This is a genomic window from Streptomyces sp. NPDC048171, from assembly GCF_043202655.1.
Taxonomy (GTDB): domain Bacteria; phylum Actinomycetota; class Actinomycetes; order Streptomycetales; family Streptomycetaceae; genus Streptomyces.
Map to the genome: position 1 here is coordinate 294961 of NZ_JBIDAU010000001.1, position 12813 is coordinate 307773.

At 72.7% G+C, this 12813-nt stretch carries 10 protein-coding genes; 7 read left to right on the forward strand and 3 right to left on the reverse strand.

The window, feature by feature from the left end:
- Window positions 1-31 precede the first annotated feature (31 nt).
- Together ACGF3J_RS01345 and ACGF3J_RS01350 are read left to right on the forward strand one after the other, a co-directional pair.
- A complete protein-coding gene (locus ACGF3J_RS01345) occupies window positions 32-769 on the forward strand; it encodes a hypothetical protein (RefSeq protein ID WP_161329329.1) in 738 nt (245 codons plus the stop codon).
- Window positions 770-853: 84 nt separating this feature from the next.
- Window positions 854-1480, forward strand: coding sequence for a class F sortase (locus ACGF3J_RS01350; protein WP_161329330.1), 627 nt, complete (start codon window positions 854-856; stop codon window positions 1478-1480).
- 3 nt (window positions 1481-1483) lie between these two features.
- Here ACGF3J_RS01350 and ACGF3J_RS01355 read toward each other — a convergent pair whose 3' ends face one another.
- A complete protein-coding gene (locus ACGF3J_RS01355; RefSeq protein WP_161329331.1) occupies window positions 1484-2305 on the reverse strand; it encodes an endonuclease I family protein in 822 nt (273 codons plus the stop codon).
- A gap of 227 nt (window positions 2306-2532) precedes the next feature.
- Between ACGF3J_RS01355 and ACGF3J_RS01360 the strand changes: the two genes are divergently transcribed.
- The 3 genes from ACGF3J_RS01360 (at window position 2533) to ACGF3J_RS01370 (ending at window position 8264) form a co-directional block, all read left to right on the forward strand.
- The gene (locus ACGF3J_RS01360; RefSeq protein WP_161329332.1) at window positions 2533-6261 is read left to right on the forward strand and encodes an ABC transporter ATP-binding protein; all 3729 of its coding nucleotides are present in this window, start codon (window positions 2533-2535) and stop codon (window positions 6259-6261) included.
- 77 nt (window positions 6262-6338) lie between these two features.
- Window positions 6339-6731 carry a hypothetical protein gene (locus ACGF3J_RS01365; protein ID WP_161329333.1) on the forward strand — a complete coding sequence of 131 codons (393 nt, stop codon included), beginning with the start codon at window positions 6339-6341 and terminating at the stop codon, window positions 6729-6731.
- 108 nt (window positions 6732-6839) lie between these two features.
- Window positions 6840-8264, forward strand: a complete 1425-nt coding sequence (locus ACGF3J_RS01370; protein WP_161329334.1) for a S28 family serine protease — start codon at window positions 6840-6842, stop codon at window positions 8262-8264.
- A 22-nt stretch (window positions 8265-8286) separates the two neighbouring features.
- On the opposite strand, the gene ACGF3J_RS01375 is transcribed toward ACGF3J_RS01370, so the two are convergent.
- Together ACGF3J_RS01375 and ACGF3J_RS01380 are read right to left on the reverse strand one after the other, a co-directional pair.
- Window positions 8287-8955 (reverse strand): hypothetical protein, encoded by a 669-nt coding sequence (locus ACGF3J_RS01375; RefSeq protein WP_393853353.1) that lies wholly within the window; start codon window positions 8953-8955, stop codon window positions 8287-8289.
- A 124-nt stretch (window positions 8956-9079) separates the two neighbouring features.
- Entirely contained in the window at window positions 9080-10927 is a 1848-nt protein-coding gene (locus ACGF3J_RS01380; protein WP_161326412.1) for a glycoside hydrolase family 3 protein, read from the reverse strand.
- 426 nt (window positions 10928-11353) lie between these two features.
- Between ACGF3J_RS01380 and ACGF3J_RS01385 the strand changes: the two genes are divergently transcribed.
- Both ACGF3J_RS01385 and ACGF3J_RS01390 read left to right on the forward strand, forming a co-directional pair.
- Window positions 11354-11872, forward strand: a complete 519-nt coding sequence (locus ACGF3J_RS01385; protein WP_161326413.1) for a toxin-antitoxin system HicB family antitoxin — start codon at window positions 11354-11356, stop codon at window positions 11870-11872.
- A 90-nt stretch (window positions 11873-11962) separates the two neighbouring features.
- Complete coding sequence (locus tag ACGF3J_RS01390) at window positions 11963-12805, forward strand: DUF4097 family beta strand repeat-containing protein (protein WP_161326414.1); 843 nt, start codon at window positions 11963-11965, stop codon at window positions 12803-12805.
- The last annotated feature ends 8 nt before the right edge of the window (window positions 12806-12813 follow it).

Genomic DNA, 12813 nt, shown 5'->3' on the forward strand with positions numbered 1-12813 from the left:
CTCCGGCCGCCGTCGCCTGCTCCGCGGGTCCGTGGGCGCCGTTGCGGTGACCGGCGTCGTCCTCGCCTCGGCGGCGACCGCCTTCGCCACCGATACCTCGCCCGCACCGTCCTCCTCCGCCACGGCACCCGCCCCGCCCTCGGCGAGCGCTTCCCCCACGGACCCGGCCTCCCCGTCCACGCCCTCCACCTCCGCCCCGACCTCCGCCTCGCCCAGCCCGACGGCCTCGGCCACCGACGCGGGATCCGACGGGCAGGGCTCGGTGACGCCGGTCCGGTGCGTGGTGACGAAGAGCACGAACATCGGTGCCGGCACGACCGCCGTGCTGACGATCAGCCCGTCCGGGCCGTCCGTCCGCTTCAAGGGAGCCGGCGAGGAGGGCTTCATCCCGGGTCTGTCGCTGAGCCGCACGCAGCCCAGGCTGCCCGAGAGCGCGGGCTTCCTCGCGGAGATCCTCAACCCCGACAGCACGCACCCGAAGCTGCGGACGAACATGGAGGGCGGCGGCCATCCGGCGCTGATCACCGCCTTCCCGAGCCTGCCGCAGGGGTGCGACTTCACGTACCCGGCCGGCGGCTCCGGGCAGCTGGGCCAGGGGGGAGGCGACCAGACCTCCGTCATACCGAAGGGCGGCGTCGCGGCCGGATACGAGGCGACGGACGGCGGCGCGTCCCCGCTCGTCACGGTCGGCGGAGCGGCCGCGGCCGCCAGTGCCGCCGGGGTGGCCTTCGTCGCCCTGCGCCGCCGGCGGTCTGCCGCCACTCGCTGACCCCGTACGCACCCGCGCCCCGGCCGGAACCGCGCCCCGCCTTGCGGGCCAGGCTCCGGCCGGGGCCTTTCAGGAGAGAACGACATGCGCCTGTCCCTCGGACGCCGAGCGGCCACGGCCCTGCTCGTCCTGCCCTTCGCCGCCGCGCTCGCCGGCTGCGGGGCGGACGGGCACGCGGCCACCCCGCCCCCGCACATCACCGCATCCGCCTCGGCGCCCGCCACCCCGGCGCCGAGCGGGACGAGCGTCCCGACGGCGATGCCCGCATCCGTACCCGTCAGGGTCACCATCCCCGCCGCCGGGGTCGACACCGGCCCCCTGCTCCGGCTGGGCCTGAACGCCGACGGCACCATCGAGGTCCCCTCCGTCGCCCAGGCCGACCGGATCGGCTGGTACGGCAAGGGCGTCACGCCGGGTGAGACCGGCCCGGCCGTCCTGGTCGGCCACTTCGACACGGCGAACGGCCCGGCGGTCATGAAGGACGTCGGGAAGATCAAGCCCGGCGACACGATCGACGTCGGCCGCGAGGACGGCACCCGGGCGGTCTTCGCCGTCACCGCGCTGGAGCAGGTCGACAAGGACGCCTTCCCCACCGAGAAGGTCTACGGCAGGACCGACCGCCCCGAACTGCGCCTGATCACCTGCGGCGGCGAGATCACCGACGGCCACCGCCCGGACAACATCATCGTCTACGCGGACCTCGTGGGCTGACCGCTACCAGATCGCCTCGACCCACTCCGGGTGGTCGACGAACGGGTTGCGGTTGTGCTGGTAGGTGTCGTAGATGACCTGGTTGCGGCGCTCCTCGAAGGCGTCCGGCGGGTCCTCGTCGTTCCATGTCTTCAGGACGGACAGCTTGCCGATGTACGGGTTGCTGCCGTTGTCGACGCTGCCGTTGACCTCCAGGTCGGGGAAGCCCTCGCCGCCCTCGTACCGGGTCGCCATGTAGAAGATCATGCGGGCCACGTCGCCCTTGACCGCGTCGCGGGGCTCGAAGGAGTCGGCGTCGGTGAGGCTGCCGCCGCTGTCGGTGAAGCCGCTGCCGCCGTCGTCGAAGTCCTTGTTGCCCCGCACGCTGTTGACCCCGACGTCCTCGGGGCGCAGGTGGTGGATGTCGGTGCCCGGCCCGGTCGCGGTGCCGAAGTCGCCGTGGGACTTGGCCCACACGTGCTCGCGGTTCCAGTCGCCGGTGTCGCCGCCGTTCGACGACTTGCTGCGGGAGAGGCCCGAGTAGAGCAGGATCACGCTGCCGCTGTCGGCGGGGTCCTGGTCGGTCGTCTTCAGGGCGTCCCAGACCGCGTCGTAGGAGAGCTTGGTCTGGTCGCTGATGATCGTGTGGAGCGAGGCCTTGAGGTCGTCGCCGGTCTTGCCGACCGCGTCCTTGTAGTACGTGTCGTCGTAGTCCGCCGTGGTCTTCGCCGCCGGGCTCGTCGCCGTGGCCGTGTTCGCGGCCAGTGAGGGGACGGCGAGGCCGGTGAGGACGGCGGCCACGGCGAGCGCGGCCGCCCGGTGGCGTCCGATGCGTATCGCGAGCATGTGGGGTGTCCGATCTACGCGTGTTGAGGAGAACGGTGGATCGAGCGTGACATGGACATGTTGGAGGTGGGGTGTACGAGACGTGTCGATTGCGTGCCGGGTGCGGCACCGGGTCCGCCGCCGGCCCGAAATGTTGCGACGGGATGAAATCCCCGCTCGCGGGCGTTGGTGCCTTCCGGTAGATCAGGTGAAGCGGGACGAGCGGGACGACCGACCGGAGGACACGCGTGGACGCGCAACGGGGATGGACACGACGACTGGCGGGATACGCCTGGCGCTACCCCAAGGACGTCGTCCTCGCCCTCGGTGCCTCGCTGGGCGGCATGGCCGTCATGGCCCTCGTCCCCCTGATCACCAAGGTGATCATCGACGACGTGATCGGCGACAAGACCAGGGACATGGCCGTCTGGGCCGGTCTCCTCGTCGGCGCCGCGGCCGTCGTCTACGTCCTGACGTACATCCGGCGCTACTACGGCGGCCGGCTCGCCCTCGACGTCCAGCACGACCTGCGCACCGACATGTACGGGACGATCACCCGGCTCGACGGACGGCGGCAGGACGAGCTGTCCACGGGCCAGGTGGTGGGGCGGGCGACCAGCGACCTCCAGCTGATCCAGGGCCTGCTCTTCATGCTCCCGATGACCATCGGGAACGTCCTGCTCTTCCTGATCTCCCTGGTCATCATGGCGTGGCTGTCCCCGCCGCTGACGCTGGTGGCCGTCGCCGTCGCCCCCGCGCTGTGGTTCATCGCCCGCCGCAGCCGCAGCCGCCTGCACCCCGCCACCTGGTACGCGCAGGCCCAGGCCGCCGCCGTCGCGGGCGTCGTCGACGGCTCGGTCAGCGGCGTACGCGTGGTGAAGGGCTTCGGGCAGGAGGAGCAGGAGACCGGCAAGCTCCGGGAGGTCGGGCGCAAGCTCTTCGCCGGGCGGCTGCGGACGATCAGGCTGAACGCCGCGTACACCCCGGCCCTGCAGGCGGTCCCCGCGCTCGGCCAGGTCGCCATGCTGGCCCTCGGCGGCTGGCTCGCCGTGGGCGGCCACATCACGCTCGGCACGTTCGTGGCCTTCTCCACCTACCTCGCCCAGCTCGTCGGCCCGGTCCGGATGCTCGCCGTGGTCCTCACCGTCGCCCAGCAGGCCCGCGCCGGCACCGAACGCGTCCTGGAGCTGATCGACACCGAGCCCTCGATCGAGGACGGCACCAAGACGCTGCCGGCCGACGCGCCCGCGACCGTCGAGTTCGACGACGTGTCCTTCGGCTACGACGCCGAACGGCCCGTCCTCGACGGCCTCTCCTTCGAGATCCGCGCCGGGGAGACCCTCGCCGTCGTCGGCTCCTCCGGTTCCGGCAAGTCCACGGTGTCGCTGCTCCTGCCGCGCTTCTACGACGTGACGCGCGGCGCCGTCCTCGTCGGCGGCCACGACGTGCGCGAGCTGACGACCGACTCGCTGCGGGCCGCCGTCGGGCTGGTGCCCGAGGACTCCTTCCTCTTCTCGGACACCATCCGCGCCAACATCGCGTACGGGCGTCCGGACGCCACCGACGAGGAGGTCGAGGCCGCCGCGCGGGCCGCGCAGGCGCACGGGTTCGTCAGCGAGCTGCCCGACGGCTACGACACGACCGTCGGCGAGCACGGCCTGACCCTCTCCGGCGGCCAGCGCCAGCGCGTCGCCCTCGCCCGCGCCATCCTCACCGACCCCCGGCTGCTCGTCCTCGACGACGCCACCTCCGCCGTGGACGCCCGCGTGGAGCACGAGATCCACGAGGCGCTGAAGCAGGTCATGCGGGGCCGCACCACGCTGCTCATCGCGCACCGCCGCTCCACCCTGGGCCTCGCCGACCGCATCGCGGTCCTCGACCACGGCCGCCTCGCCGACCTCGGCACCCACGAGGAACTCCAGCGCCGCTCCGCCCTCTACCGCCGCCTGCTCACCGACCCCGACGAACTGGGCGGCGTCTCACCCGGGCACACGCGCCCCGCCGAGAAGACGGAGGACACCTCCGTCCGCGACGAGCTGGACGCCGAGTTCGACGCCGAGCGCGGCGTCACCCCACGGCTGTGGACCGGCGACCGCACCCCGAAGGACACCGCCCTAGCCGGCACCCCGGCCACCCCCGAACTGCTGGCCCAGGTCGACGCGCTGCCCCCGGCGGACGGCACCCCGGACGTCGACGAGACGCGGGCGGTCCAGCCGGAGGAGTCGTACGGTCTGCGCCGCCTGCTGCGAGGCTTCCGCACCCCGCTGCTGATCAGCCTCGCCCTCGTGGGCGTGGACGCCGGAATGGGCCTGCTGCTGCCGGTGCTGATCCGGCACGGCATCGACGAGGGCGTCACCCAGCTGGCGCTCGGCGCGGTCTGGGCGGTCTCGCTGCTCGGCCTGCTCGCGGTGCTCGCCCAGTGGACGGCGCAGACCGGCGAGATCCGCATGACCGGCCGGACGGGGGAGCGGATCCTGTACTCGCTCCGCCTGAAGATCTTCGCCCAGCTCCAGCGGCTCGGCCTCGACTACTACGAGCGCGAGCTGACCGGCCGGATCATGACCCGGATGACCACGGACGTGGACGCGCTGTCGACGTTCCTCCAGACCGGCCTGGTCACCGCCTTCGTCTCCATCGTCACCTTCTTCGGCATCCTGGTCGCCCTGCTGGTCATCGACGTACAGCTCGCCTTCGTCGTCTTCGCGACGCTGCCGCCGCTGATCATCGCCACGTACTTCTTCCGCAAGGCCAGCGTGAAGGCGTACGAACTGGCCCGGGAGCGGGTCTCCACGGTCAACGCCGACCTCCAGGAGTCGGTCGCGGGGCTGCGGATCGTGCAGGCCTTCCGGCGCGAGGGCGACGGCGGGCGGCGGTTCGCCGAACGCAGCGACAGCTACCGCCAGGCCCGCATCCGGGGACAGTGGCTGATCTCCATCTACTTCCCCTTCGTGCAGCTGCTCTCCTCGGGCGCCGCCGCGGCCGTGCTGATCGTCGGCGGCGGCCGGATCGACGACGCGACGCTGACCACCGGCGCGCTGGTGGCGTACCTGCTCTACATCGACCTGTTCTTCGCGCCCGTCCAGCAGCTCTCCCAGGTCTTCGACGGCTACCAGCAGGCGTCCGTCTCGCTGGGCCGCATCCAGGAGCTGCTGCGCGAACCGACCTCCACCCGGGCCGCCGAGAAGCCCGCCGGGGTCACGTCCCTGCGCGGCGAGATCGCCTTCGAGGACGTGCACTTCCGGTACGGGGGTGCCGACGAGGCGGACGCGGCCCTGACCGGCATCGACCTGCGCATCCCCGCCGGGCAGACCGTCGCCTTCGTCGGTGAGACCGGCGCGGGCAAGTCGACCCTGGTGAAACTGGTGGCCCGGTTCTACGACCCGACCGGCGGCCGGGTCACGGTCGACGGGCAGGACCTGCGCGCCCTCGACCTCACCTCCTACCGGCACCGGCTGGGCGTCGTCCCGCAGGAGGCGTACCTCTTCCCGGGCACCGTGCGGGACGCCATCGCCTACGGGCGCCCGGACGCCACCGACGCCGACGTGGAGGCGGCGGCGCGGGCGGTCGGCGCGCACGAGATGATCGCCACCCTCACCGGCGGCTACCTCCACGAGGTCGCCGAGCGGGGCCGCAACCTCTCCGCCGGGCAGCGCCAGCTGATCGCGCTGGCCCGCGCCGAGCTGGTCGACCCGGACGTGCTGCTCCTGGACGAGGCGACGGCCGCGCTGGACCTGGCCACCGAGGCGCAGGTCAACCACGCGACCGACCGGATAGCGGGCCGGCGCACGACCCTGGTCGTCGCCCACCGGCTGACCACGGCCGCCCGCGCGGACCGCGTCGTCGTCATGGACGGCGGGCGGGTCGCCGAGGACGGCACGCACGACGAGCTGCTGGCCCTCGACGGACGGTACGCACGGCTGTGGCGGACCTTCGTCGGCGCGGCGGAGCCGGAGGAGCCGGTCGGCGCGGCACACTGACACTCGCGCAACCATTCGACACCCGGCGCGCGTCCGTACATCCGTACGTCAGTGACCGCCGTACGGAGGGGACGACAGTGGGCCGAGCCGGTGCTGGGACACGACGCGGCCTGGCGCTGGGCACGACGGTGCTCGTGGCGGCCGGGCTGCTCACCGTGGCGACGCCGCAGGAGGCCCATGCCGCCACGGCGTGCCCGGGCCGCAAGGTGCGCACGCTCCCGTTCGCGACGGGGTCGGTCCTCGTCCACAGGCGCGGCGGCTACGTCTGCGCCGTCACCGTCCCCAAGAGGCCCGGCACCAAGCGGCAGATGTCCGTGAGCGTGCGGGCGCGCGGGGGCCGTGCCGTGGTGGACTCGGGGCGGTACGCCTACCGGGCCGGACCCGTGACGGTGCACGCCGGTAAGCGCTGCGTATGGGTGACCGGCAAGGTCTCCGGCCGCTCGGTCAGCTCCGGCTGGATCCTCTGCTGAGGCGGCCGGCCCACCGGGAACCAAGCGGGCCATTTCCCCATCCACCCTGGTGCGCGCGCGACTTGCTCCGATAGCTTCCGGCGGACATCCGTTTCACAGGGAGGGTGCATGCGCAAGGCGCTCAGATGGCTGCTGGCGCTCGTGGTGCTCATAGGCACCGTCAGCACGGCGGGGGCGGCCACCGCCGCCGAGCCGAAGGCCGTCGACATCAAGGACCGGCTGCTGTCCATACCGGGCATGAGCCTGATCGAGGAGAAGCCGTACACCGGCTACCGCTTCTTCGTCCTCAACTACACGCAGCCGGTCGACCACCGGCGTCCGTCCAAGGGCACGTTCCAGCAGCGGATCACCGTCCTGCACAAGGACGTGAACCGCCCGACGGTCTTCTACACCGGTGGCTACAACGTCTCCACGAACCCCAGCCGGCGCGAGCCGACGCAGATCGTGGACGGCAACCAGGTCTCCATGGAGTACCGCTACTTCACCCCGTCCCGGCCGGCCCCGGCCGACTGGTCCAAGCTGGACATCTGGCAGGCCGCCAGCGACCAGCACCGCATCTTCGAGGCGCTGAAGCCGGTCTACTCCAAGAACTGGATCTCCACCGGCGGCTCCAAGGGCGGCATGACCGCCACCTACTACGAGCGCTTCTACCCGCGCGACATGGACGGCGTCGTCGCCTACGTCGCCCCCAACGACGTGGTGAACAAGGAGGACTCGGCCTACGACCGCTTCTTCGCCCGCGTCGGCACCGAGGAGTGCCGCGACAAGCTGAACGGGGTGCAGCGCGAGGCGCTGGTGCGCCGTGCGCCGCTCAAGAAGAAGTACGAGGCGTACGCGGCCGAGAACGGCTACACCTTCGACACCATCGGCAGCCTGGACCGCGCCTACGAGGCCGTCGTCCTCGACTACGTCTGGGGCTTCTGGCAGTACAGCACCCTCGACGACTGCGCCGACATCCCGGCCGACGCCAAGAACGCCACCGACGACGCGATCTGGGGCTCCGTCGACTCGATCTCCGGCTTCTCCGCCTACACGGACCAGGGCCTGGAGACCTACACGCCGTACTACTACCAGGCGGGCACCCAGCTGGGCGCCCCGACGATCCACTTCCCGCACATCGAGAAGAAGTACATCCGCTACGGCTACCAGCCGCCGCGGAACTTCGTGCCCCGGTCGATCCCGATGAAGTTCCAGCCGCTGGCCATGTGGGACGTCGACCGCTGGGTGCGGCACAACGCCCGGCAGATGCTGTTCGTCTACGGCGAGAACGACCCGTGGGGCGCCGAGCCCTTCCGCCTCGGACACGGTGCGCGCGACTCCTACGTGCTCACCGCCCCCGGCATGAACCACGGGGCCAACGTCGCCGGTCTGGTCCCCGACCAGAAGGCGAAGGCCACCGCCCGCATCCTCGACTGGGCGGGCGTCGCCTCCGGCAAGGTCCAGGAGAACCCGTCGGCGGCCAAGCCGCTGGCGGCGTTCGACGCCAAGCTGGACAAGCGGGACGTCGAGCGCGAGCCGGCGCTGCGCCCGTAGCGAGGTGACTGTGCCCGGCCGCTCACAGGGGCCGGGCACAGCCCACCGGCCGGGCACCGCCGAGGCGGACGTACAGGCCGGTCGAGGCGGGGCAGTCGGCCCGGTCGGCGACCGCTTCGACCACCTTGAACTGGGGCTCGCGTTCCCCCGTTCCGTCGCACGCGGTCTCGCGGACCTTGCCGTCGCCGGTGTCGTGGACGCAGTCGCCGACGATGGTGCGCGGTCCGCCACCGCCGCCCGGGTCGCCCGGGTGCGGTGGCTGGAGGTTGCGCATGCAGGCGTAGCCCTGGGGCACGGTCCCGTCGCCGTCCTCGTCGGCGGAGGGGCGCTGTTCGCTGATGTGCAGGACGAAGTCGGTGGTGGCGGGGCACGGCGGCCCGTCGCTCGCGCGGCCGTCCTCCCGGGCCACGACCCGCGCCGCCGCCCGCTCGCTGTCGCACGGCACCTCGGTGGAGCCGACCGTGCCGAACGAGCCGCACTCGTCGACCGCCAGGAACACCGCCCCGAACCCGGACGCCGGCACCGCCTCCGACGCCGACCGCGACGCCGTGGCGCCGGACCGCCCGTCCCCGGAGGCCGTGCCGCCGGTGTCCCCACCGGCCGGTCCCGCCGGACTCTGGCAGCCCGTCAGGAGCAGGGCGCACAGCACCGGCAGCGCCCACCGCACTCCCGCGGCCCGTCTCTCACGCATCGCCGTCCCCCTGGATCCCCGGTCCAGCGTGACCCGCCGCGGCGGGCGCACGCCAGACGCGCGGGGTGCTTCGGGCACGGTCGCCGGGGGCGCCCCCGGCGCGTGACGTAGGCCGCGCTACGCCCTACGACCGGTAGGACAGCCCGTGCCCGAGGGGGTACAGCACCGTGTCCGGATCGTCCGCCCGGACCACCGGCACCGGCAGCTGCCCGCGCGGCCGGACCCGCCCGGCGATCACCCGGGCCGCCGCCCGCACCTCGACGTCGGTCCAGGAGTAGGCGGCCAGGTGGGCGCGGACGCCGGGGAGGTGGGCCACGTCGTACGGGTTGCGGATCGCGACCGCGACGACGGGTTTCCCGGTCTCCAGCAGCCGCGCGACCAGGGTGCGCTGGCTGCTCGCCGCCGTGACGTTGTACGTCGCGACCACCACCGCGTCCGCGTCCCCGGCGGCGGCGACCGCACCGTCGATCACGGCGGCGGAGGGGGCGGTGCCGGTGGACAGGGCGGTGGCCGTGAAGCCCAGCTCCGACAGTTCGCCCGCGAGCACCCCCGTGGGCGGCCCGGTCGTGCCCGACGGCGAGGCGGGGTCGGCGCCCACGACGAGCACCCTGCGATGCGTGCGCCGCGACAGCGGCAGCAGCCGGTCCTCGTTGACCAGCAGGGTGGTGGTCCGCTCGGCGATCCGGTCGGCCGCCGCCAGGTGCGCCCGGGTGCCCACCGTCCGGTCGACGTCCCGCCGGCTGGTGTAGGCGTCCCGGAACAGCCCCAGCTTCGCCTTCAGCCGCAGCACCCGCAGGATCGATTCGTCGAGCCGTGCCTCGGTGAGTTCGCCTTCCCGTACGGCCGTCAGGACGGCGTTCCAGGCGAGGTCGAGGTGCGGCGGGTTGAGCAGCTGGTCGACGCCCGCCTTCAGCGCCAGCACCGGCACCCGTTCGTCGCCGTACTTGGTCCGCACGCCCTCCATGCCGAGCGAGTCGGTGACCACGACCCCGTCGTAGCCCAGTTCCTCCCGCAGGATGCCGGTGAGGATGGGCCGGGAGAGGGTGGCCGGGTCGCCGGAGTCGTCGAGCGCCGGGACCACCAGGTGGGCGGTCATGATCGCGTCGATGCCGGCGTCGATCGCCGCGCGGAAGGGCGGCGCGTCCAGCGTCTCCCACTCCTCGCGGGTGTGAGTGATCTCCGGCAGGCCGGTGTGGCTGTCGGTCGCGGTGTCGCCGTGCCCGGGGAAGTGCTTGGCGCACGCGGCGACCCCGGACCGCTGGTACCCCGTCACCTCGGCGGCCACCAGGTCCGCCACCGCCTCCGGATCGGCGCCGAAGGACCGCACGCCGATCACGGGGTTGGCCGGGTTGACGTTCACGTCGGCGACGGGGGAGTAGTCCTGGCGGACGCCCATCGCGTGCAGTTCGGCGCCCGCGATGCGGCCGAGGGTGCGGGCGTCGGACCGCGATCCGCCCGCGCCGACGGCCATCGCGCCCGGGAAGAGGGTCGCCGGTTCGCCCACGCGGGCCACTATGCCGTGTTCCTGGTCGGTGGAGATCAGCACCGGGAGGCCGCGCGGCAGCTCCAGGGACGCCTTCTGGATGCCGTTGGAGAGGTCGGCGATCTGGTGCGGGTCGCGGGTGTTGTGCGCCCAGGCGAAGTAGATGACGCCGCCGACCCGGTACTTGGCGACCAGCTCGGCCGCGGTGCGGACGCCGATTTCCTTGAGGTTGGCGTCGATGTCGGCCTGGTCGGGGGCGGTGGCGGAGTGGCCGTAGACCCGCATGACGAAGAGCTGGCCGACCTTCTCCTCCAGCGTCATGCGGGAGATCAGGGCGCGGAGCTTGGCGTCGTCGGGCCGGCGCGGGTCGGCGTGTGCCGTGCCGCCGCCGGCCGCCAGGGTGGCGGTGACGACCGCGGTGGCGGTGAGGACGGTACGTCTGGAGGGGTGTGCGGTGCTTCCCGTGCCGGCCGTGCTGCTGTGGTGCACGTGCGCTCCTTCCGGAGTGATCCGCTGGGGATCGCTGGAGAGCTGCTGAAGGAAACTGCCAAGGAGCCACCAATATCCAGGAAGTTTCTGCCAGTCAAGGGGCCGCACAGGAGTGGGCCGATGCGCTGCGGGCGCCGGGGGAGCCGGGGGTGAGGGCGGCCGTCGTCGGCGCTGGGAGGGGGCACGCCGTCGGTGACGGGCTCCCGGCCGCGGCTCCGAGTGGTGGCACATGGCACCATGTGGCACCACGTGGCGCCGGATGATGCCATTCCGCACATCTGCGGGCGGTTGACGAGCTGTGGCGGCTGGGTCGGTCAGGTTGATGTCATCCCATCTCTGCAGGTCAGGGCACAGAATGCCACCTTGGTGACCGCGATGGCGCCGCGCGGCTTGCGTATGGGGCCAGCATGGTGCCATGATGACGTCATGGACCTCACGCCGTATGTCGACACCCTCCGCCGCGAACTCGCGGTGGCCGCCGAGGCCGGCGGTGAAGAAGCCCGCGAACTGGCCGAACGGCTCACCGCCCCACTGGAGTCGGCGACCAGGCTGACCATGCTCAACGTGCTCTCCGCGGCCATGGACGAGATCACCCGCGAACTGGCCCCGGGCTCGGTCGACCTGAGGCTGCGGGGACTGGACCCCGACTTCGTGGTGACCATGCCGCCCACCGACGGCGGCGGCCTCGGGGACCCGGCCGCACCCGTCGAACCGCTCAGGCCGCAGCCGCCCGCCGAAGGCGACGAGGGCGGCACTGCCCGCGTCAACCTGCGCCTGCCCGCCCATCTCAAGTCCCGCGCCGAGGAGGCCGCGAGCCGCGAGGGCCTGTCGGTCAACGCCTGGCTGGTGCGGGCCGTGTCGGCCGCCGTCGAGGGCGGCGGCCGCCCGCGCCCGGCGGAACGCACCCAGAACGTCGGACAGAGCTTCACCGGCTGGGTGCGCTAGGCGAGCAAGCACGCCGCACGCCCGCTCCACCTCACCACACCACGTCCCACCAGCGGGGACGCCCCAACGACTCATGAGGACGGGACAGCCATGCCTTCTTTCGACACTCCCGAACCGATCTCGGTCACCGCGCTCGTGGAGGCCGGTTCCATCCAGTTCACGGCGGGCGACCGCACCGACACCGTCGTCGAGGTCCGGCCCCGCAACGCGAAGAAGGACGCCGACAACCGCACCGCGGAACAGACCGAGGTCACCTGCGCGGGCGGCGCACTGACCGTCAGGACCCCCAAGGCCGGCCTGTTCGGCCGCTCCGGCACCGTCGACGTGACCGTCGAACTGCCCGCGGGCTCGCGCGTCGACCTGACCGGGTCCTGGACCCAGGTGCTCGGCGAGGGACGGCTCGGCGAGGTCCGCGTGAAGGTCTCGTCCGGCGACGTCCGCCTCGACGCGACCGGCCCGCTCAACCTGACGGCGTCCCACGGCTCCATCACCGTGGACCGCGTCGAGGGCGCCGCGGAGATCACCACCAGCTCCGGCAGCCTGCGCGTCGGCCTGCTCGACGGCTCCGCCGTCCTGAAGAACTCGCACGGCACCACGACCGTCGGCACCGCCGTCGGAGAGCTGCGGGTCAACGGCGCCAACGGAGACATCGACGTCGCCCGCGCCGAGGACTCCGTCACCGCCACCACGGCCCACGGCACCCTGCGGGTGGGGCGCGTGACCCGCGGCTCCGTCCAGTTGCAGACCAGCTACGGCGCCATTGAGGTCGGGGTCGCCGAGGGCACGGCCGCGTGGCTCGACGTCAACTCGCGTTCGGGACAGGTCCGCAACACGCTCACCTCCTCCGGGAGCCCGGAGAAGACCGAGGAGGCCGTCGAGGTCCGCGCCCGCACCCGGCACGGCAACATCGACATCCGCCGCGCCCGGGACTGACCACGCCC

Bases quoted from the DNA above. Each gene is read 5' to 3' on its own strand.
- ACGF3J_RS01350 (WP_161329330.1), top strand. From the start codon at position 854: ATGCGCCTGTCCCTCGGACGCCGAGCGGCCACGGCCCTGCTCGTCCTG.
- ACGF3J_RS01385 (WP_161326413.1), top strand. From the start codon at position 11,354: ATGGACCTCACGCCGTATGTCGACACCCTCCGCCGCGAACTCGCGGTG.
- ACGF3J_RS01390 (WP_161326414.1), top strand. From the start codon at position 11,963: ATGCCTTCTTTCGACACTCCCGAACCGATCTCGGTCACCGCGCTCGTG.
- ACGF3J_RS01375 (WP_393853353.1), bottom strand. From the start codon at position 8,955: ATGCGTGAGAGACGGGCCGCGGGAGTGCGGTGGGCGCTGCCGGTGCTG.
- ACGF3J_RS01355 (WP_161329331.1), bottom strand. From the start codon at position 2,305: ATGCTCGCGATACGCATCGGACGCCACCGGGCGGCCGCGCTCGCCGTG.
- ACGF3J_RS01370 (WP_161329334.1), top strand. From the start codon at position 6,840: ATGCGCAAGGCGCTCAGATGGCTGCTGGCGCTCGTGGTGCTCATAGGC.